Origin of the sequence: Polynucleobacter necessarius (assembly GCF_900096755.1) — a bacterium.
GTDB lineage: Bacteria > Pseudomonadota > Gammaproteobacteria > Burkholderiales > Burkholderiaceae > Polynucleobacter > Polynucleobacter necessarius_K.
In genome coordinates, this window is the sequence record NZ_LT615227.1 from 611,650 (window position 1) to 631,721 (window position 20,072).

A 20,072-nucleotide genomic window follows, 5' to 3' on the forward strand; every position below is an offset into this window, starting at 1 on the left:
CCACAAAAAATTACAAAAATAAAGTTGCGTTACAGCAATTTTTTACTACGACTACAAATTAGTCATCCAAAACGGTGATATCGGAAACAAAATACTCGGTATCGCCAAAACAAGAAGTTGGCAAACCAATGTGTTGGTCATACTTTAGTGCAACTTTTTTCCCTAAATTGGCATTTATTTTTTGCGCAACAGCATCTTCACGCACCGTAAAGAGGAATTTTTCTGACATGGTGCCCGGCATAGAAACCATCGCCAATTCACCCTCCCAGGTTTTGCATAAATAGCCACGATTGGAGAATTTCTGCACATATCCTGCGCGCTCACCGCTTCCATAGCTCCAATTTAGCATCACCCACGTGTATGCAGAAATACCCACTAACCCAATTAAAACAAGGATTAAGAGCAACTTTATAAAGCTATTTATACGATCTTCCTTAATAAATCTTCACACAAACCTTGGGCAGGTCATTACATCTTCTATATGCAGTATATGTGCATCTCAATATTAAAAACGGCCTCTTTATAGTCAGCGCACTACGTTTATTTGGCGGCCTAAGGCTTGACTCACACCAAAGACAATTAGTCATGCAAATATTTTGAGCGTTTTGTAGGTGGTCGTTTGGTGACTTAGGGTGCCAATATCTGGGCAATCTGTTCCGGACTGATCGCTCCCCATATTTCCACCCGCTTCTTGCGGCTATTTTGACCGGATACAAATTGAATCTGCTTTTGGGGCACCCTCAATTGCCTCGAAAGCCAGGCCAATAAAAGCTCATTGGCCTTATTTTCTAGGGCTGGGGCTTGAAGGGAGATCTTCAGGCAGCCGTCATGCAGCCCAACCACCTTGGTTTGTTTTGCCCCTGGCTGGCAATGCAAACTTAAGATGATTCCGGCAGGGGTTTGCTTTAACCAAATGGGCGTCATTAAAGTACTTTAAACTGAATCTATGACGACTAAGAATTCTCAAGCTCTCGAGCAATTATTTGCAAATAATCGTGCTTGGGCCGAAAGCATGGTGGCAAAGGATGGCGACTTCTTTAAACGCCTAGTTTCCCAGCAGGCCCCTGAATACCTTTGGATAGGTTGCTCTGATAGTCGAGTGCCCGCCAACGATATTGTGAATTTATTACCCGGCGAATTATTTGTTCACCGCAACGTTGCAAACGTCGTAGTTCACACTGATTTAAATTGCCTATCCGTCATTCAGTTTGCTATTGACTTACTCAAGGTCAAACACATATTGGTTGTAGGTCACTATGGCTGTTCCGGCGTGCATGCAGCGCTAACTGACAAACGAGTTGGCTTAGCCGATAACTGGTTGCGTCACGTAAAAGATGTGCACCAAAAACATGAGCGTTACCTAGGGGATGTCATCCCAACGCCAAAACGTCAAGATCGTTTATGCGAACTCAATGTCATTGAGCAGGTTATTAACGTATGCGAGACAACGATCGTGCAAGATGCCTGGGCACATGGCCAGGACCTCACTGTTCATGGCTGGGCTTATCGTCTTGAAACGGGCTTGGTCAATGATTTGGGCATGTCAAGCAGCTCAATCGAAGAAATGACCGAGCGTTATGCCAAGTCCATCAAGCGTTACGAATCAGAGCAAAGCTAATTTGCTCAAATCTTTTTTGAACTACCTGGGGGTTGGCTTTCTTGCGCCCCTCTCGCTTCTTCCTTATAAGCTCTTAGTTGCTATTGGTTATGGCCTGGGCTATATAGCCGCTCGCATCCCGAGCGATAGGGCGCGCGTTGTCAAAACGAATCTGCGCTTATGTTTTCCGAACTTAAACAAAGCCGAAATTGATGAGCTTAGTAAACAGCACTGGCGACTGCTTGGTCGTAGCCTAGTTGAAAAAAGCATCATCTGGTTTGGTAGCTCAAAAAAATTGAGCGAAATGATTGAGGTGAAATCAGCCGTAGATCTTGCCAGCAAAAAACCGCGCATCTTAGTTAATATGCACTTCATAGGAATTGAGGGCAGCATTATTTTGAGTGCTCTCTCTAAAGAAAAGCACTGGCCCCGCACTTCAGGGTTTTTTCAAAGAATGAAAAGTCCGTTTTTTAATCAAAAAAATTGTGGAATGGCGCAATCGCTTTGGCGGCAATTCAATTGAGCGCCAGGGGAATGCCAAAGCCATCATTCGCGAAATTCGCAATGGCGATTTCATCATCATTTCACCTAACATTGATCTGGGGCTTAAGGACTCTGAGTTTGTTCCCTTCTTTGGAATTCAAGCTAATACCATCACCACCATCTCTCGTTTAGCAAAAATTACCGGTGCCGATGCGTGTCTAATGACCACCACTTTAAAAGCAGATGAATCTGGTTATCTTTGCGAAATTAGAGCGCCCTTGGAAAATTTCCCGGGCGCGGATCCAAAGTCAGACACCGCGCGCCTTAATCAATACTTTGAATCTGAAATTCGCCTTCGACCAGCGGAATACTACTGGGTTCATAAGCGCTTCAAAAACCCACCTAATGGCGGCTCAAACCCCTATAACCCTTCTATCTAGAGGCCTTTTGTCCTATCATTAAGGGATGACCGAACGTATTGGGCTTTTTGCCGATCTCCACAGTAATTTAGAAGCTTTTGAGGCCTGTATGGCTCGCGCCGAAGAGCTTGGCGTTACCCGCATGGTCTTCTTAGGCGATCTCGTGGGATATAACGCAGACCCGGTAGCGGTGATTGATTGCATCGCTGCGCTTGTAGAAAGCAAAAAAGCAATTGCCGTTCTTGGCAATCATGATGAGGCAATTTTTAAAGATACGCGCAATCAGATGAATGCTAGCGCGAATGCCGCTATCGAGTGGAGTAAATCTCAACTCCAAAACAGTCATGTAGAGTTTTTAAAAAATCTGCCACTTATTGTTCAGGAAGAAAAAATTTGCTTTGTACAAGCCTCTGCTCACAATCCTGCTGACTGGAATTACATTACCGACAGCATGAGCGCATGGCGCTGCGTACAGAACTCTGGAAAGAGCTATACCTTTGTTGGGCATGCGCATGAACAGGCGCTTTTTTATCAAAGCGCTGTTGGCAAATTAATTCGCTTTACGCCGCATCCTGGCGATGAAATTCCCGTCCTACAGCACCGCCAATGGGGGTGGGCGTTGTTGGATCACTTGGTCAGCCTAGAGACGGTAATCCAGAAGGCTGCTTGGCTGTTTTTGAACCAGAATCTGAAGTGTTGACATTCCACCGCACGCCTTACGATCACTTTACTGCCGCCGACAAAGTACGTCGTGCTGGACTTCCAGAAGATCTGGCGAACCGCCTCATTACAGGCAAATAATATTTATGGGAATTAATACTGATATTGAAGCGGTCGACGATATATTTCAAGAGGGCATCGATATTCCAATCTTGCTAAAGATACCGCGAGTTGGCAGAGATCAGCCGGTAGAGAGTTTGACTGGATTTGAAACTGAGCTCACCATCTTGCGCTCACTAAAAAGTCCTTACGTTCCCAAGTATTTAGGCTCCGGCAATATGGCTACGCGCCCCTATATTGCAATGGAAAGAGTTGTGGGTAGGCCGCTTGAGGACTACATCAAAGAAGGTAAAGTTTTTACGATTGATGAAGTGGTGCGCATTGGCGCAGATTTAGCGCAAGCAGTTCAGTCGCTGCACTCTCAAGATGCCATTCATCTAGATATCAAACCAGAAAATATTTTGGTTGATGACCAAGGTAAGCTGACATTAATTGATTTTGGTTTGTCACGCCATGCACGCTATCCTGACTTGCTTGCAGAAGAGATGCGAAAAGGCGTTGGCTCTGCGCCGTATATTTCTCCTGAGCAAGTAGCAGGTATTCGCTCTGATTCACGAAGCGATATTTTTTCCATTGGCGTGATCATGTATGAACTACTAACTGGCGATTTGCCATTTGGTAATCCACAAACAATGAGCGGGCTGCGCAGACGCATGTGGGCCGAACCCTTCCCATTAAGAGCAATTCGTCGTAAGATTCCTCGCTGGCTACAAGAAGTGGTTCTTAGATGCCTGGAGCCACGCGCTGCCGATCGATATCAAAGTGCTGCGCGCTTGCGTCAAGTATTGCGAGACCCAGAAGGCGTCACGCTTACGGAGCGGGCTGACCGAGTTGAACCTCCCAGCTTTTGGGAAAACCTCAAAGGCATGTTCAAGGCTGCCGGCTACGAACCCTCACCTAGCCCACGCCCCAGTATGGGCAATTTTGATGCGCCCCTCATGATTGCTGCAATTGATACCCGTCAGTCTGATGAAGACTTGCGTGAGCGCATGCAAATTACCGCAAAAAACTTATTACAAGCTTATCCCGAAAGTCGCTTAGTTTGCTTAAGCACTATTAGCAGCACCCCCACATTTGAAGGCAACCAAGAAAATGAAACTGCCAGTGGGATTGTGCGTGGCCACTTGGTGCAATTGATGGATTGGGCCAAGCCTCTTAAATTGCCCCCAGAAAGAATTTCTTATCACGTGCTCGAAGCGCTTGACCCCGCCTCTCGTATTGTGGAGTTTGCCAAAGACAATGATAATGATGCGTCCTTCATTCTGATCGGTGCATCACATAAACTTCCTAACAAGGTAACTCCCTGGAGAACCTCGATGACCAAGATTGTCGAGGAAGCGCCCTACAAGCGTACATATTGTTAGAACCTAGGAAGCCCTAGCGCCCCTTATAGCCTGCATTTGACGGATAATGCAGGCATGGAAGAAAAAGTACGCGTCTCTAAATTGCTCTCCGAGCTAGGCCTATGCTCACGTCGCGAGGCTGACTCATACATTGAACAAGGTTTAGTCACTGTTGATGGTGAGGTTGTAAATGAGCTAGGCGTGCGTGCTTTTCGTCACCAAAAAATTGAATTGCAATCCGGCGCCAAAGCACAACAAGCATCTCGTATTACAGTCATTCTGAACAAACCAGTTGGCTACATCTCTCACTACGATGATGAACAAGAATATCAGCCCGCAGCTTCCTTAATTACACCTGAAAATTACTTTGCTAGCCCGCTAGACAAAGGCAGAAGCCCTCGGTTTAACACTAAGGGCTTAGCGCCTGCAGGAAGACTAGACATTGACTCCACAGGTATGTTGGTTTTAACTCAAGATGGTCGTATTGCTAAATTGCTGATTGGTGAAAATAGCCCGATCGAAAAAGAATATTTAGTCCGCGTTGAGGGGAAGCTTTCATTCGAAGATTTGGATCGCCTAAGACATGGCTTATCACTTGATGGCGTCGAACTAAAACCCGCACAAGTAAGTTGGCAGAATGAAGACCAACTTCGATTTGTATTGCGCGAAGGACGTAAGCGCCAAATTCGCCGGATGTGTGAGATGGTCGGACTTAAGGTGCTCGGCTTAAAGCGCGTGAGAATGGGTCGAATCTCATTAGGTCCGCTGCTACCCGGCCAATGGCGCTATGTAGGGCCTCATGAGCAGTTCTGAGGTACCTTGGCACGCTTATAATTGCGCCCAATCCTAGATTAATCAGCGCAGAATTACCATCGAAACCTTAACCACCAGCACTCCAGGCGCAGAAGTACTTAGACGCCGCAGCTTTGCCATCATCTCCCATCCAGATGCAGGTAAAACTACGCTTACTGAAAAATTATTGCTGTACGCGGGAGCGATTCAAATTGCAGGAAGTGTTAAAGCTCGCAAAGCGAGTCGTCATGCAACATCTGACTGGATGGAAATTGAAAAGCAACGCGGCATTTCTGTAGCGAGCTCAGTGATGCAGATGGAATACCGTGACTGCATCATTAATTTGCTTGACACTCCGGGTCACCAAGACTTCTCTGAAGATACCTATCGTGTACTTACTGCAGTTGACTCCGCCCTGATGGTGATCGATGCAGCAAATGGTGTCGAATCCCAAACCTTGCGCTTGCTTGAAGTTTGCCGTGCGCGCAATACGCCCATTGTGACATTCATCAACAAGATGGACCGTGAGGTAAATCCTCCGATGGAGTTAATGGACGAGATTGAAACTGCTCTTGGCATTGAAGTGGTTCCCTTTACCTGGCCTGTTGGCATGGGCAAATCTTTTGCCGGCGAAATTGATATTGCCAACATGCGCATGCGGATGTTTAAAGCCGGCGAAGATCGTGTCACCGAGGACTCCCATGCAGTGGTTGATGTAAATGATCCCGCGCTGAAAGAGCGCCTAGGCACAGACCTAGAGAATGCATTGGCTGAAGTGGAGCTCATTAAAGAAGCCATGCCAGCATTTGACCTTGAGGCATTTTTAGCTGGGCGTCAGTCACCCGTCTTCTTTGGTTCAGCCATTAACAACTTTGGCGTGCGTGAGATTCTCAATACCTTAGTTGAATTAGCGCCATCGCCAGGTTCACGCAAGGCTTTGCAGCGCGAAGTTAGTCCAGCAGAAAATAAATTCTCTGCCGTCGTGTTCAAGATTCAAGCAAACATGGATCCCGCTCATCGCGACCGCGTAGCGTTTTTACGCATTTGCTCTGGCCACTTTCAGCGCGGCATGAAATTAAAAATTTGTCGCAATGGAAAAGAAGTGCGCACGAACAATGCGCTATCTTTCTTATCCCAGAGGCGTGACATTTTGGATGAAGCCTTTCCTGGTGACATCATTGGCCTGCCAAATCACGGCCTGCTTCGCTTAGGCGACACCCTGACTGAAGGCGAGCAATTGCAATTTACTGGTTTGCCATTCTTTGCGCCAGAAATCTTCCGCATGGTTGAGTCTGCCGATCCATTACGATCAAAGCAATTGCGTACCGGACTGATGCAGTTGGGTGAAGAAGGTGCAATTCAAGTCTTTAGGCCAATGGCGGGAGGCACCATGCTGCTTGGCGCCTTTGGTCAGCTTCAGTTTGAGGTGGTAAGCCATCGCCTGCAGACAGAATATGGCGCAGAAGTACGACTGCTACCGGCTCGCTATAGCCTGGCTCGCTGGGTAAGCTCGGATGATCCTGTTGCCTTGAAAAAATTTACCCAAGAAAATATTCATCGCATGGCAGAGGATGTGGTCGGCGCATCAGTATTTCTAGCCTCGCACAAATCAGAGCTCGATGTAGCGCAACAGCGTTGGGAGTATATTCAATTCCACGCCCTAAGAGAGCATGCTGGCCTGATTTATCAATCAGACTTGGCGGGTTAACTACACCGCCTTTTTATTTCATTGGCGCGTTGTTTTGCAATCAAATACAGTCACTAACTGAGTGTCACTACTTTTGAATGCGGCCACTTTGCCATATTGCTCACAATAGGCGCTTGCTTTTTTGCTTAGCTGCTCCATCGATTCGCCACTGGTATTTAAAAAAGTTACGTGGTTTGCATCTGAGGCATCCGTATACACGGCCGCACATGAACAAAGGACCAAAATACAGCTGATAGCTAATGCTAAAAATTTCAGCGATGTATTCATTTGCTCATCCCCAGTCTATTCAGAATCTTGGCGCTGATCTTGCTGGCCAATGGCCTATAAATCAGAATGCAAACGATGGCTACTGGATAGGCTACCGCCCAAACCTCTAGCCATACTAAGAAGAAATTTTCTGCGAGACCAACGCGCACAAATGTAGTGGCAAGAGTGATGCTTAAGGACATTAAAAAGCCCATTACAAGGGCAAACACAAGATTAGCTAAATTCATCATGCATACATCATAGCGTCTCAAGTGCTTAACTGTTATTCTGAACTGTGATCACTATCGTGCGTCCTAGACAGGGGAATCTCATTAACAATGCTTTGAGATTCATCATTCCATTACTCTAGGAAAATTCATGGCTGTTGGCCAAAATCAAAGATCCAGAAAAAATGACTCTATGCTTACCAAAACAGGTAAAACGCGCCTAGGACCCCTTAACGTAACCCAGCTTACCAAGCTAATAGAAGCGAGCACCAAACCAAAAGAAAAGGGCAAGCTTTTACGAGCGCTCAGCAAACACAAAGTTGTTGCTGCATAACTAAAAAGCCCCGACACAACGGGGCTTTTTTTATTTATATCAAGATAGATTACGCTCTTTTGACCAACATTCTTTTTCCAAGAATGACTGTCGATACAACCAACATAGAAAAAATAAAGTTCATTACCGTCAGTGAGTCTCCAAGTAAAACGCTAGCCGCTACCAGCGTACAAAAAGGTTGCACCAACTGTACTTGGCTAACGCGTGCGATACCGCCAATTGCAAGCCCCTCATACCAAAAGAAGAATCCTAGAAACATCGGGAAGAGGCTTAAATAAACAAAGCTTGTCCAAGCTATTGCGCCAGCATGAATATATTCTGGGCTATAAGTAAGCCAGGCCATTACAGCATTCAACGGCAATGAAATGACCAGCGCTCAGGAAATAACTGCGCGTGGGTTGATCTTCCTAGACAATACGCCACCCTCTACATATCCAACGCATGCACTAATACCACCCAGCACCAACAAGCCATCAACATAAGTAAAGCTGCCTGAGCTCTTGAGGAGGGCGTACAGGACTACAAGGCCGGCGCCCAGAATAGAAACCAGCCAAAATCCTAGCGAAGGTCGTTCTTTAAAACGTAGCACTCCAATAACGGTTGTGGCAAGAGGCATCATTCCTAAAATAACTGCGCCATGTGACGATGAGCCTTGAGTCATCGCAACCGTTGTAAAAATTAGAAAGCCAAATACGACGCCCAAGGATATGATCACAAACTTAATGAAATCCACTTTGCTAGGAATCGCTTCTTTTTTATAAAGAAGATATGCCAGCGCAACCAAGCCTGCCAGCAAGGCTCTGCCAAATGCAATGAAATAGGGGTTAAAGCTTAAAACTGCAATCTTGCTTACCGGCAGCGTTAAGCTGAATATCAAAATGCCAATAAATCCAATTAGCATTCCCTTGCTTTCTCTATTCACTATCGCCCTTTTTTAGTCTTGAATTGATTGTATTAACAATCTGCAAAGCATGGGTTGTAATATGTACTCACTGCTTATGAAACTCAATGCCCACATTCAAGCCATATATATTGCGCCTTCGGCTGGAGCGCCGATGCAAGCTGTCAGCCGCCATGCCAAAGTCGATGCAAATCTAGGCATAGAGGGCGATCGCTATGCGCTTGGGACAGGCGCCTACTCGGACACTAAACCCACAAAGATTCGCCATATCAGCCTGATTGCGTTAGCAGGTATTGAGATTGCGAATGATTGGCTTCGAGCAGGCGATGAGCCCATTTTTGATGGGGCTGAAACGCACCGCAACATTGTGCTCGAGGGCATCACAGCAAACGCACTTAACGACTTAGTTGGAAAGCAATTTTAGCTTGGAGAAATTCTCTTGCTGGGCACTGAACTTTGTACGCCGTGTCAGAGACCAGCTCAACTGCTAAATAGGCCAAGTTTTCTGGATGCATTTGAAGGGCGCGGCGGCATTCGGGCTGAAGTTATCACTTCGGGCATTCTGCAACTTGGCAGCAAACTACTCTTAAATACCGAGAATCTATGATTGAATACCGCGATAACGCCAGCATCACTGCCGAGCAAGCTATTGATTTGTACGCTCGCTCAACACTTGGAGAGCGCCGCCCAATAAACAATGTCAAAACATTTGAAGCAATGCTTAAAAATGCCAACCTCACTATTACCGCCTGGGATGGCGAGAGCTTGGTGGGTATTTCTCGATCACTTACAGACTTTGCTTATGTCGCTTATCTCGCCGATCTGGCCGTAGATCAACAATATCAACGCTCGGGCATTGGCAAGCAATTGATTGAAGAAACTAAATCGCGACTTGACCCAGAATGCATGATTGTTTTGCTGGCCGCCCCCAAAGCCAACGAGTATTACGAGCATATTGGCTTTGAACATAATCCGCGCGCCTGGACTCTCAAAAAATAATCTAGTCCTTATCATCACATCATGACTATTACTCGTTTTTGCTTAGTACGCCATGGTGAAACCGACTGGAATGACGAGCACCGCCTTCAGGGCCATACTGATATTGACCTGAACGGGCGCGGCTTGGCGCAAGCTGAACAAATGGCGCGCGCACTTAAGCGTATCGAGCTCCAGTTTGATGTTTTATATACCAGCGATCTTCAGCGTGCCGCAAAGACTGCCAAAGCTATCGAAGAATTATTTGCAGTATCTGCAATCACAGACGCAGAACTCAGAGAAAGGCATTTGGGCGCACTACAAGGACTCACCACCGAAGAAGCCCCAGAGCGCGAACCTCTGCTTTGGAAATCGCATCTCAGCAGAAATATTGAAGAAAAATTGCGCGATGGTGAAAGTATTCAACAATTTGTTGATCGAATTCATACAGTCCTAGAGAAAATACGCAAGCAATATATCGGACAAACAATCTTATTAGTAAGCCATGGCGGCGCGCTCGACATGATGTACCGACTTGTCAGTAAGCAGCCCCTGGATGCTCAAAAAGTTGTTGCGGTACACGCTCCACCACAAAAAAATTCGGGAAAGATTTGCGACCGTCGCAACCAAAGCAATCACTGGGATCGCCTGGATAGGTCTGTAGAAGTAGACCAAGGCGGGCATGAGAATGATCGTCGTACCAAACCCAATCACGCCACCTAGAACCCCAGCACCAAGACCCAGGGAGCCCAGGACTAAAGCCTGAAGAATAAGCTCAGACAAGTTTGCTCATCTCGATGAATTGAATTAGCGCCAATCGTTTAATGCTGCACCGGTTAACCCAATGACTTTCTCAGGAGCAATAAATCTCTGTTGAACTCCCCAAAGGGCATCAACAAATTAGGGTATTCAAGCGAGAGAATCACATGGAGGCCAAAGCCCATTAAAGGCACATAGATAACCGCTAAAAACCAATCACTCTCTCGCTTTACTGCCATGGTGTAGCCTATCAACAGCGCACCAATACATAACAAAATATATAAAAATCGCATCAACAAAGACGGTGGATGCGCCTTTGTCTTGATCGCACCCGCATTAAATTCGGTCACTAGATTTCGCATTTGTGGAAGTAGAATTTCGTCGATCGCAGCCTTGCTATCTGGGGATGCCCTTAATGAGGCGGCAACCACCTCCTCGTTAATCGCGCTAACCATGGCTAAAACCTTATCGCCACCACGATCAATGTCGCTCATGGATTCAATATTCTCATATGCCCCTAGACGCAAATCTAAAAGATCAGACAAAGACTTCTTAATGACTATTTGATCGTCGGGCTGCAAATACTTCATTGAGGCATACAGGGCCTTAATGCTACCCGCCTGAATTCGAATGGTTTCTATACGCGAATCGTAATGATTTGAGGCACTTGAAAAAGTAAAGCCTAAAACTAGGGCGGATAAACCAAAAATGGTGGCAACTAAGGAATCGCGAACAGCCACTCCGCCCTCTCCGTGCTTCTTAATTCGATAGCGCCCAAAAAGCCAGCCCAACGCCATAAATAATGAGATAGAGATTGCGAAAAAGGCTGGTGCTAAGCGAACTAACTCCAGGCTCAAACCATATAGTGGTTCCATATATTTGCCTATCTACCTTGGCAAGCAAGTGGCATTTCCGATAATGGCTTGCCTTGGCTGAAGTCACAATTCACGCCAATCGGGGACGTACTGCTTGCAGCGCACGCTGCTAGCAGTACCAGAAAATAGTGCCGTTAAAACTGTCTTTGTTGTTCGCTTCATATTCACGTGAAATTGATTAGATCGGTTGTGCTCATTCTCCCACATTGAACCTAATTGATAAACACTAAAACCATCTATAAAGAGGCCAGCCTAAATTCATTGCCACTAAGGTAATGAGCGTGCTGAATGTAAATTTCATTCCAAGCACCCGCTTGCTGAAATCAGGCGGCGGCCGATTAATTCCCACGGCATGGATAAGGCGCCCAATAATTAAAGTAATGCCAGGAATGGCAACCATCCACCAAGGCGCTCCATTTAATTCAAGACAAGCAATTAAGATAATTCCAAAAGGGGCATACTCAGCAAAGTTGCCTTGAGCACGAATAGCCCTCTCTAAATCTTCATGCCCGCCACTGCCTAAACCAATCTTATTCTTCCTGCGAAGGCCAATAACAGTAAAAGAGGGTTTGATAAAAATGATGGCTAAAACAGAGGCGATGATTGAGGTAATGAGTAGCATGAATTTTTCCTTAGATCACTTCTAATACTTTACTAAGTGGGCTACCTTCGTAATTGGGCCTCTCTCCAATCTCTTCAAAGGGGTGGCCTAAACGATTAACCCAAAACACATCAAAACCATACCACTTGGCAGCTAAGGCATCCCAGGCATTACTAGACACAAACAAAATTTCTTCTTTTGTCACAGGGAATGCTTTTAGCAATAACTCATAGGCCTGAGGAGCCGTTTTAAATAGCTGCACATCTTCAATTATTACAACCTTATCTAGATAGGGCTTTAAGCCATTGCTCTCGACAACAGTGGCTAACATTTCTCTACTGCCGTTAGACAAGATCGCAGTAGACAAACCTTTTTCTTTGATGGCCTTAAGTACGGTCAGACTATCTTCAAAGCCAGTGAGCTTGGCATATTGATCCATCAGGCGTTTTTCATATTCAGGCGTGAGATTCAAGCTCATGCGCTTGCACACATACCGCAACGAGCGAATAGTTAGCTCCCAAAACGGGAGGTAGTATTTGCTGCCATTAGCACTAGGATCACTCATCGTCACTAATCGGGTGTATTCGATTTGGCGATCGCGCCACATCAAAGCAAAGGCCTGACCATGCCCTGGAAATAATTCTTCTGCTAATTGCCCCATAGAGTAAACATCAAACAATGTGCCGTAGGCGTCAAAGGCAACGAGTTTATACATCTTGTCTCCGATTTTTATTATGAATTTGATTGCTATTAAAACTGCGTCCCTTACATCAACACGCCAGCCGGGGATATTTAATCCTTATCTGCGTATTGCATCTCGCCATTGCCAAATGACCAGTTTTCTTTATTCACTTCAAGCAAGTTTATGAAGACGTCTTGAGGCCTAACCCCAAGCGCTTGAACTAAAGCCCCGCAGATGGCTTTGTATAAGCTCTTTTTCACCTCAACAGTTCGGCCAAAGCTGATTGTCGCCTGAATAAAAATGATTCCCTCGGAATATTCAATTCCCAGATAGCTTTTGGGAATATTGAGCTCCATTGAATCGTGCCTAGTAATTATTTGAAACTTATCGTCTTCAGGAACATTGATTTGCTCACGCATGACGTTATAGACAATGTCTCCAACTTGCCGAGCAAAGCTTTGGGGGTGCTTGTTGCTTAAATCAATTCTGACTAATGGCATAGTGCCTCTCCTCAATTCTCATCATCTTATACGGGCCCAAGAACTTTCACTTAACTTTGATGCGCCCTAAATAGAAAAACCACCCGAAGGTGGTTCTGGTGTTTCTTGGTAGCCGGGGCGAAAGCGGCCATGGCTAATAATATATGGCTCTAACTACTGCGTAAGGCTGGGTATAGCGCCACTGAAGACCAAATAAAAGCAGTATCCCCACCCCAGCACCAACAAGAGCCCAATCAAATACTGAGGAAATCGAATTGCTTGTTCAGGTAACCCATTTTTTTGCCATTCATCATTGCCAGAACTAAATTTTCTTTTTGAAGTAGGCTCATGATGACTGCCGCAGCAATATGAATGATTACCAAACCCAAAGCAAGGCTGGCAATTGCTTCGTGCGCTCCGCTCATGAAGTCGCCAAGAAACTCCTTAACAGTCCAGTAACCTGTGAGTCCGATTAATAAAATCACCAGCATTAGACCAAGCATCACAATGCCGCCAACTGGATTATGCCCAGGCATTATATGTTGATGACCACCCAACAGCCCCTTGGCATGCGCGATCATTTCTTTAGGGCCTTTAATGAACTGATGAAAGCGAGCGTACTTCGTTCCAATAAAACCCCACACCAACCTAAATAGAACTAAGGCGACAGCGGAATAACCAAATGCGTAGTGAATCATTTGGAGTCGCTCACTCTCTGACGTAAGCCAAGCCCCAGCAAAGCAGATCACCAAGAGCCAATGAAAAACACGGATTGGCACATCCCATACCAAGATAGTTTGTTTATTGTTCATTTGCCTGGTATCGAAACGTTCTTTTCGCTAAAGACTCCTTCTGCCGCACCGGTATGACATGCGCCACAGTTAGCAGGGCTTTTTACACCCTGCCTTTTCCAAACATCGGCCTTGATTTCATCATGCTTACGAATAAACCAGGAGGTTTTTGTAATGCGATTACCCGGGGCTAGCTCAGAATATTTTTGCCTGGTTGCGGCATTTTTCTTAAGCCAATTCGTAATTTCGTTTTTGTCTTTTTCATCAATGCTCGCGTCTGTGCCAAAGTGCTTGCTAAGACTCCCCATCACATTTTGCCAACTCTGCTCGCTTAACAAACCTGGCGGGTAAGCCATGTGGCAGCTAGCGCACTCAGCATCATAAGATTTTGGCATGTCTGATGGCATGGGCATCTTTGCGGCAAATGCTGAGCTCGTAACCAAAGTAACAAGCAAGAATGTAAATAGTTTTTTCATAGACGCCTCACTTAACACTGATAAGCCAAGCAAGAACATCTGCTTTTTCTTGCGCAGTACATTCACGGCCAAGCACATCATTACAGTTTCGCTTGAACCACTTATCTACCTTTGCCTCGTCAGTAAAACGAGCTGGATTGGCCGATGGCGCTAAAGGCTTAATTACTTTTCCAGTAACAATATGCTTTGTGTCGTGATTGGGTGGATTTTCATGACAAGAGGCACAACTCCACTCTTTTCCATGCTTAGCGTTAAAGAATTGCTCACCCTTGCTGGTCGATGCTTTGCCTGATTGAGCTTCGTAGGTTTTTAATAATTCCTGGGGGGTTGTTGCATGTGCCAACCCAAAAATACCCAACGACAAAATAAACAATAAAACTTTCATACCCAATGACTCCTCTATATCTTGTCAGTATGCGCTTATGACAAGCCGGCGAAATCAATGCATCACCAAATTACTGGGGATTAGGCTTTCATTTAAGACAATATCTCTATCTACATAAATGAAAAAACCACCCGAAGGTGGTTTTGGTGTTTCTTGGTGGCCCGGGGCGGAATCGAACCACCGACACAAGGATTTTCAATCCTCTGCTCTACCGACTGAGCTACCAGGCCAAGACTTGGAATTATAACGAATTGGCTTAAGGAGCCCTGAAATTTCCTTTGGATGCCCTTGATATGTCCATTTTCTTGGCAGGGCTGGGCCTGGATTGGGGGCTAGCTTTCACTCTTGTTGCGAGAGGTATCAATTCCCAAGGCTTTGAGCTTGCGATATAGGTGTGTTCGCTCCAGGCCGGTGTACTCAGAAATCTTGGTCATGCTGCCGCCCATGATTTGCATTTGGTGCTCAAAGTAAGCCTTCTCAAATAGATCTCTGGCCTCTCTTAAGGGGAGATCAAAATAGGTTTTTGCGATACCGCTGATGTACTCATCACCCTCTGGTGCAGTAGATGCTACCTCTGAGCTAGCTGGCTTAGGAGCAGCAGTTGCACTTGCGCTTGGTGAGACCGCCTTTTCTTCTTCAGGCTCAATATATTTTGGGGAGCTCTCTAGCGCTTTGCTCACTGTTTTCAAAAGCTTTTGCAGAGCAATTGGCTTTTCTAAAAAGTTTAGTGCGCCAATACGAGTTGCCTCAACCGCAGTATCAATGGTTGCGTGACCAGACATCATCACTACAGGCATAGTGAGCTGACCAGTCTTAGACCACTCTTTTAATAAAGTAATGCCATCAGTATCTGGCATCCAAATATCAAGCAGTACAAGATCAGGACGCATTTGTTCACGAATGGTGCGAGCTTGAACGGCGCTTTCTGCTGCGTAAACAGTATGGCCTTCATCTGTGAGGATCTCATTGAGAAGCTCACGAATTCCCATCTCATCATCAACAACCAAAATACTAGCCATACTTAGGCGGCCTCTTTTGCTAGATTCATAAACAATATTGATACTTGCGCACCAACTACATCTTCTCCGTGCATACGGTTTCTTATTTCAATTTTAGCCGAGTGGTCATCAACAATTTTTTTGACTACCGCCAAACCCAATCCCGTACCTTTACTCTTTGTAGTGACATACGGCTCGAATGCTCTTGCCAATATCTTAGCTGGAAATCCAACTCCACCATCACTTATTGTTAAGCGAACTGCACTTTGTGCTGCGGCATTGTGCTCACCATAAGGAACTAACTCCGTTTTAACCTCTACTGGCTCGTTTGGACGAGGGCCCTCAAGCGCGGCATCTTGTGCATTTTGCAACAAATTATGAATAACTTGTCTTAACTGGGTCGGGTCACCCATGATGTCTGGGCAATGTGGATCAAGTTGAGTGCGCAATGGGCTGCCCTCATATAAACCCAGTATTTCAGATGTTAGGGTATTGATAGAGATTGGCTTGAGCTGTGGTGATGGGGTCTTTGCAAAATCCCTGAAGTCATTGACCATTTCTTTCATCGCCTGCACTTGGCCAATAATGGTTTCAGTGCTGCGATTAATCATCTCTTCCCGCTCTGGACTTAGCTTACCGGCAAGCTTATGTTGCAATCTCTCAGCCGAGAGCTGAATCGGCGTCAATGGATTTTTAATTTCATGCGCCAAGCGTCTAGCAACTTCACTCCACGCAATTGACCTTTGAGCACTAACCACATCGGTGATGTCATCAAACACCACCATACGCAAATCACCAGTAAGCTCTGTTCCGCGCACAAATAAGGTGATGCCCAGTTCATTTTCAAATTCATTGGTGCTGTGCAGTTGAATTTGTTTTTGCCACACAGGAGCATTTTGTGGTGCCCCCTGTGTAGATGCACCCTCACCAGTCACGGCCAATTTCATTGTGGCAAAGCCCTCTTTCACAGCCTCCTCAAACTCCAATAATGCAGGGCTGTTACTCAACGGCTTTCCATCTAGATAAGTTAGGCCTTGGCCAAAAATACGGTCCGCGCCAGCATTGCTAGACACCACGTTGTAATTTTTATCGAAGATACAAACACCCGCAGTTAAGCTTCCAAGAACCCTTTCCAAAAACGCCTTAGATTCTTGCAAGGAAGTGCGTGTGTCCGCCAATTGCCGCGTCATCACGTTAAATTGACGCGTGAGCATGCCTAGCTCGTCCCCAGTGTCTAGCTCTGGCTTTGGCGACAGGTCTCCTTGTGCAACAGCTTGCGTACCTCTTAATAGCATCAAAAGTGGTCGCGCCAGTTGGCGCCCCAACATCAGTGCGAGCGTAATCGCTACAAATACAGCGAAGAACAAGGTCAGCGTTAAAGTGCCGACAAACATTTTGCGAAGACCAGTGCGCCCAAGAGCTTTTTCTTGATATTCACTATAAGCAGACTCGACTGCAAAAATATTCTTGGCAAATGGAGTTGGTATATATCGCACTAACTGTAAAAAATATTTATCCTCTGATTCCTTACCCGCATCCAGCTTGCTATGCGCCAACTTTTTTCGAACTATCGGAATAATTGCCCTTACTCGATAGCCGCGCTGCCCACCCTCTACTTCAATTTGATCTAAAAAGGTAATGCCCTTCTTTTTAAATGCTTCTGCAACAACTTCGGCACTAGGTGCTGGAAAATATTTTTTAGGCCTTAACTCGCTGGTTAAGATTAAATTGCGCTGCATATTGAAAAGGCTTACTTCCTGAATGCCGAATTGGTTGCGGATTTTCATCACCGTAGCGCCAACTTGATCAGAGGTTGCGCCCACAGGAGCTTGAACAACCTGCTCGGCAATGAAACCTCCTTCGGCCAAAATCTCTTCTTGGGCAACTCTTAAAGTAACGCGCGCTAACTCTAGGCCAGAATTTAGTGCTGATTCGACCTTCACATCAAACCAAGTTTCAATACTTCGGGAAACGAACTGAAGAGAAACGCCGTACAAAATTAAGCCAGGAACAATTCCAACCAAAGCAAAAATCATGGCTAGCTTGGCGATAAGGCGCGTACCAAAATGCCCTCGATGCCAACGTACTGCAATTACCCCAACCAAAATCAAAATTACCAAAGTAAGGCAAATACCAATAACTACATTGGCGGCATATAACCAAATAAAGTAGTTATCAAAAAACTCTGTATTGGATGATGCAATAGAAAGCAAAACCAAAAGCAATAAAGCAAATGCGCCAATTAAACCAATCGCAATCGGAATGGCTTTTTTTCTCCAGGCTTTAGAAGTAAAAAACCCTGAGTTCAGAAGGGAGGCAATTGAACTCATCGCTTAATTAAGCTCGGGCCAGTAGGTGAAAGCGGGAAGCGCAGCCAGTCACTGGAAACGCTCCAATCGCGGTTATTAAGCGCATTCACCTGAAACGGCTTGGGTAGCTTGCTCAAGTCCAAAGTCATTCTCAGGCTACCTGTATAGAGCTTGCTGGGGTCAAGTTGCGCATTATCTGCAACGCGCCAACCGCCAATACTTCCTGCGCCCTGCAAGGCCTCAGCAATCGTTCTTGCTGAAAATGTCAGGCCATCTGATGCGATGCGATATTGCTGAGTTAATGGTTGATATGACAAGCGCGTTTGCCTTTGGGCAATCGCTGGCTTTTCATCAAACCAGTACCAGCGAGAGCGAGACAAATCAAACTCGGTCTGAAAATAAAGTACCACTCCTTTTTGCACAGCATCTTCAAGACCAGGGGAAAGCTCAATTTGAAAACTAGCATTTAATAGCCAGTCGTTATCCACCCTCTCCAGCTCAAAGGATTTAATCTTGATTCCTTCTGCATTGACGGCTGTTGAAAAAACAGACATCGCCATCAAGCATAAAAAGATGAATTGTTTAATTCTTTGGCTCATGGCCCATTTTTCTTAAACAAGGCATAGTAAAAACCATCGTTTATCTCAGAGGGCAACAGCTGCCCTGGAGCGTCTAATCGTACCGCATTGCCGTGCTCAGCAGCAAACCAAATTGCTTGCTCCTCACCCTCCTCGGGGAATATAGAGCAAGTCACGTAGAGCATTGTGCCCCCAGGCTTTAGCATCGCCCACGCCTGGGCCAAGATGGCTCGCTGCTTCTGTTGCAAAGCTTTAATATCGGATTCACGCCTTAAAAATGGGATGTCTGGATGCCTTGAAACAATGCCGGCAGCAGAACAGGGGGCATCCAGCAAAATCTTGTCGAACAAAACTCCGTCCCACCACGCGGCTTTAGAGGCATCACCCCTCAATACTTTTACATTCTCAGACTGCAAGCGCAGGCGATCCAAGTTACCGCTGATCTTCCCCAAACGGGCACCATCCAACTCCAGAGCAACCATCTTGCAATCGGATAACTCGAGCATGTGTGCAGTTTTTCCACCAGGGGCAGCGCAAGCATCCAACACCAATTCATTAGGCTGGGGATCAAGCAAAACTGCCGCTAACTGAGCGCCGGCATCCTGTACAGAGACTGCGCCACCATAAAACCCTGGCAATTCAGAAACGGGTACGGGGTCTGCCAACAGGAGCGCTGCAGGCAATTTAATACCAGCAACTTCTTCAATCACACTTGAGAAGATTCCTGCATCATGTAATAGCGCCTGATATTGTTCGCGAGAATATTGTTTTTGATTTACTCGCAAAATCAAAGGCGCTCTCTTTGCTTGCTGAAATAAAATCGTCTGCCAAACTTTGGAGTAATTACGCTTTAAGCTTGCTCGCCACCAAGCTGGCACAAACATCGCGATGGGGTCGGGAGGGTAACGAGTTTCGCCTTCGGGCGGCTGCACCAAAAGGCTCACCTTGCGCAATACCGCATTCACAAAACCTTTGGCATACATCGTCTTGTCATATTCACCGCAAGCCTTCACGGCCTGGTCAACAATCGTGTGAGATGCGTAACCTTTGCCATCGGCTGCGCTCTGCAAAAACAAGGCAATTGCAACGCTCAAAAGATGGTCTACCTCCGGTGGCGGAGTCTTGGGAATAAATTGTTTGATGAGCTCGTGAGAACGATTCCATTTACGCAAAGCATCAAAGCTAAGGCTTTGGACAATAGGACGCTCGTGCGCCTCTAATTCTTCTAGCACCTCCGTGAGTGATCGACCACTCATGACCTCGGTAATGGCTTGCGCTGCAATTGTGATTGCTTCAGAAAGCGGGAGACTACGTGGTGTTTTTTGATCGATCAA

27 protein-coding genes, 1 tRNA gene and 1 pseudogene are annotated in these 20,072 nt (G+C 45.9%); 10 read left to right on the forward strand and 19 right to left on the reverse strand.

Annotated features, from left to right (window positions below):
• Nucleotides 1-58 precede the first annotated feature (58 nt).
• Both DXE27_RS03130 and DXE27_RS03135 read right to left on the reverse strand, forming a co-directional pair.
• Nucleotides 59-349 carry a hypothetical protein gene (locus tag DXE27_RS03130; RefSeq protein ID WP_231969783.1) on the reverse strand — a complete coding sequence of 97 codons (291 nt, stop codon included), beginning with the start codon at nucleotides 347-349 and terminating at the stop codon, nucleotides 59-61.
• Between the two features lie 278 nt (nucleotides 350-627).
• Complete coding sequence (locus DXE27_RS03135; RefSeq protein WP_128112873.1) at nucleotides 628-924, reverse strand: DUF167 domain-containing protein; 297 nt, start codon at nucleotides 922-924, stop codon at nucleotides 628-630.
• 22 nt (nucleotides 925-946) lie between these two features.
• Here DXE27_RS03135 and can point away from each other — a divergent pair, with 22 nt between their 5' ends.
• The 7 genes from can to DXE27_RS03165 all read left to right on the forward strand — a co-directional run bounded on the left by can (nucleotide 947) and on the right by DXE27_RS03165 (nucleotide 7,122).
• Entirely contained in the window at nucleotides 947-1,618 is a 672-nt protein-coding gene (gene can, locus DXE27_RS03140; RefSeq protein WP_128112874.1) for a carbonate dehydratase, read from the forward strand.
• The gene (locus DXE27_RS10005) at nucleotides 1,578-2,120 is read left to right on the forward strand and encodes an LpxL/LpxP family acyltransferase (RefSeq protein ID WP_269459798.1); all 543 of its coding nucleotides are present in this window, start codon (nucleotides 1,578-1,580) and stop codon (nucleotides 2,118-2,120) included. The genes can and DXE27_RS10005 overlap by 41 nt, the downstream gene beginning before the upstream one ends.
• Nucleotides 2,083-2,520 carry an LpxL/LpxP family acyltransferase gene (locus DXE27_RS10010; protein ID WP_269459799.1) on the forward strand — a complete coding sequence of 146 codons (438 nt, stop codon included), beginning with the start codon at nucleotides 2,083-2,085 and terminating at the stop codon, nucleotides 2,518-2,520. Before DXE27_RS10005 ends, DXE27_RS10010 begins: the two co-directional genes overlap by 38 nt.
• Nucleotides 2,521-2,545: 25 nt before the next feature.
• Nucleotides 2,546-3,199: a metallophosphoesterase family protein gene (locus tag DXE27_RS03150; RefSeq protein ID WP_197712289.1), complete on the forward strand. Its 654-nt coding sequence runs from the start codon at nucleotides 2,546-2,548 to the stop codon at nucleotides 3,197-3,199.
• A gap of 106 nt (nucleotides 3,200-3,305) precedes the next feature.
• Entirely contained in the window at nucleotides 3,306-4,643 is a 1,338-nt protein-coding gene (locus DXE27_RS03155) for a serine/threonine protein kinase (protein ID WP_197712290.1), read from the forward strand.
• Nucleotides 4,644-4,697: 54 nt separating this feature from the next.
• Nucleotides 4,698-5,435: a pseudouridine synthase gene (locus tag DXE27_RS03160; RefSeq protein ID WP_128113691.1), complete on the forward strand. Its 738-nt coding sequence runs from the start codon at nucleotides 4,698-4,700 to the stop codon at nucleotides 5,433-5,435.
• Between the two features lie 58 nt (nucleotides 5,436-5,493).
• Complete coding sequence (locus DXE27_RS03165; protein WP_128112875.1) at nucleotides 5,494-7,122, forward strand: peptide chain release factor 3; 1,629 nt, start codon at nucleotides 5,494-5,496, stop codon at nucleotides 7,120-7,122.
• An 18-nt stretch (nucleotides 7,123-7,140) separates the two neighbouring features.
• Here DXE27_RS03165 and DXE27_RS03170 read toward each other — a convergent pair whose 3' ends face one another.
• From DXE27_RS03170 to DXE27_RS03185, 4 genes are all read right to left on the reverse strand, one after another.
• Nucleotides 7,141-7,389, reverse strand: coding sequence for a hypothetical protein (locus tag DXE27_RS03170; RefSeq protein ID WP_128112876.1), 249 nt, complete (start codon nucleotides 7,387-7,389; stop codon nucleotides 7,141-7,143).
• Nucleotides 7,386-7,619, reverse strand: coding sequence for a DUF2798 domain-containing protein (locus DXE27_RS03175; protein ID WP_128112877.1), 234 nt, complete (start codon nucleotides 7,617-7,619; stop codon nucleotides 7,386-7,388). The genes DXE27_RS03170 and DXE27_RS03175 overlap by 4 nt, the downstream gene beginning before the upstream one ends.
• A gap of 359 nt (nucleotides 7,620-7,978) precedes the next feature.
• Entirely contained in the window at nucleotides 7,979-8,290 is a 312-nt protein-coding gene (locus DXE27_RS03180; protein ID WP_172457103.1) for an EamA family transporter, read from the reverse strand.
• Nucleotides 8,291-8,305: 15 nt separating this feature from the next.
• A complete protein-coding gene (locus tag DXE27_RS03185) occupies nucleotides 8,306-8,830 on the reverse strand; it encodes a DMT family transporter (protein WP_128112879.1) in 525 nt (174 codons plus the stop codon).
• 82 nt (nucleotides 8,831-8,912) lie between these two features.
• On the opposite strand from DXE27_RS03185, the gene DXE27_RS09575 reads away from it, so the two are divergent.
• The 3 genes and pseudogenes from DXE27_RS09575 to DXE27_RS03200 form a co-directional block, all read left to right on the forward strand.
• Nucleotides 8,913-9,254 carry a hypothetical protein gene (locus tag DXE27_RS09575; protein WP_231969630.1) on the forward strand — a complete coding sequence of 114 codons (342 nt, stop codon included), beginning with the start codon at nucleotides 8,913-8,915 and terminating at the stop codon, nucleotides 9,252-9,254.
• Between the two features lie 179 nt (nucleotides 9,255-9,433).
• The gene (locus DXE27_RS03195) at nucleotides 9,434-9,829 is read left to right on the forward strand and encodes a GNAT family N-acetyltransferase (protein WP_128112880.1); all 396 of its coding nucleotides are present in this window, start codon (nucleotides 9,434-9,436) and stop codon (nucleotides 9,827-9,829) included.
• Between the two features lie 21 nt (nucleotides 9,830-9,850).
• Nucleotides 9,851-10,357: pseudogene (locus tag DXE27_RS03200) on the forward strand (histidine phosphatase family protein); the annotation flags it as partial.
• On the opposite strand, the gene DXE27_RS10395 reads toward DXE27_RS03200, so the two are convergent.
• The 13 genes from DXE27_RS10395 to rsmB form a co-directional block, all read right to left on the reverse strand.
• On the reverse strand, nucleotides 10,301-10,489 hold the full coding sequence (locus tag DXE27_RS10395; protein ID WP_415064459.1) for a hypothetical protein: 189 nt from the start codon (nucleotides 10,487-10,489) through the stop codon (nucleotides 10,301-10,303). The pseudogene DXE27_RS03200 and the gene DXE27_RS10395 sit on opposite strands and share 57 nt — an antisense overlap.
• A gap of 152 nt (nucleotides 10,490-10,641) precedes the next feature.
• Nucleotides 10,642-11,439 carry a hypothetical protein gene (locus DXE27_RS03210; RefSeq protein ID WP_128112882.1) on the reverse strand — a complete coding sequence of 266 codons (798 nt, stop codon included), beginning with the start codon at nucleotides 11,437-11,439 and terminating at the stop codon, nucleotides 10,642-10,644.
• A gap of 226 nt (nucleotides 11,440-11,665) precedes the next feature.
• On the reverse strand, nucleotides 11,666-12,061 hold the full coding sequence (locus DXE27_RS03215) for an MAPEG family protein (RefSeq protein WP_128112883.1): 396 nt from the start codon (nucleotides 12,059-12,061) through the stop codon (nucleotides 11,666-11,668).
• 10 nt (nucleotides 12,062-12,071) lie between these two features.
• Nucleotides 12,072-12,755 (reverse strand): haloacid dehalogenase type II, encoded by a 684-nt coding sequence (locus DXE27_RS03220; protein ID WP_128112884.1) that lies wholly within the window; start codon nucleotides 12,753-12,755, stop codon nucleotides 12,072-12,074.
• 77 nt (nucleotides 12,756-12,832) lie between these two features.
• The gene (locus DXE27_RS03225; protein WP_128112885.1) at nucleotides 12,833-13,222 is read right to left on the reverse strand and encodes a tautomerase family protein; all 390 of its coding nucleotides are present in this window, start codon (nucleotides 13,220-13,222) and stop codon (nucleotides 12,833-12,835) included.
• A 233-nt stretch (nucleotides 13,223-13,455) separates the two neighbouring features.
• Nucleotides 13,456-14,013, reverse strand: a complete 558-nt coding sequence (locus DXE27_RS03230; protein ID WP_197712291.1) for a cytochrome b/b6 domain-containing protein — start codon at nucleotides 14,011-14,013, stop codon at nucleotides 13,456-13,458.
• Nucleotides 14,010-14,468, reverse strand: a complete 459-nt coding sequence (locus DXE27_RS03235; RefSeq protein ID WP_231969632.1) for a diheme cytochrome c — start codon at nucleotides 14,466-14,468, stop codon at nucleotides 14,010-14,012. The genes DXE27_RS03230 and DXE27_RS03235 overlap by 4 nt, the downstream gene beginning before the upstream one ends.
• 7 nt (nucleotides 14,469-14,475) lie before the next feature.
• Nucleotides 14,476-14,853 carry a DUF1924 domain-containing protein gene (locus DXE27_RS03240; protein WP_128112886.1) on the reverse strand — a complete coding sequence of 126 codons (378 nt, stop codon included), beginning with the start codon at nucleotides 14,851-14,853 and terminating at the stop codon, nucleotides 14,476-14,478.
• A 154-nt stretch (nucleotides 14,854-15,007) separates the two neighbouring features.
• Nucleotides 15,008-15,083, reverse strand: a tRNA-Phe gene (locus DXE27_RS03245).
• 102 nt (nucleotides 15,084-15,185) lie between these two features.
• Entirely contained in the window at nucleotides 15,186-15,872 is a 687-nt protein-coding gene (locus DXE27_RS03250) for a response regulator (protein WP_128112887.1), read from the reverse strand.
• 2 nt (nucleotides 15,873-15,874) lie between these two features.
• A complete protein-coding gene (locus DXE27_RS03255; RefSeq protein WP_128112888.1) occupies nucleotides 15,875-18,181 on the reverse strand; it encodes a sensor histidine kinase in 2,307 nt (768 codons plus the stop codon).
• Entirely contained in the window at nucleotides 18,178-18,759 is a 582-nt protein-coding gene (locus DXE27_RS03260) for a DUF4390 domain-containing protein (protein WP_128112889.1), read from the reverse strand. Before DXE27_RS03260 ends, DXE27_RS03255 begins: the two co-directional genes overlap by 4 nt.
• A complete protein-coding gene (rsmB, locus tag DXE27_RS03265) occupies nucleotides 18,756-20,072 on the reverse strand; it encodes a 16S rRNA (cytosine(967)-C(5))-methyltransferase RsmB (protein ID WP_128112890.1) in 1,317 nt (438 codons plus the stop codon). The genes DXE27_RS03260 and rsmB overlap by 4 nt, the downstream gene beginning before the upstream one ends.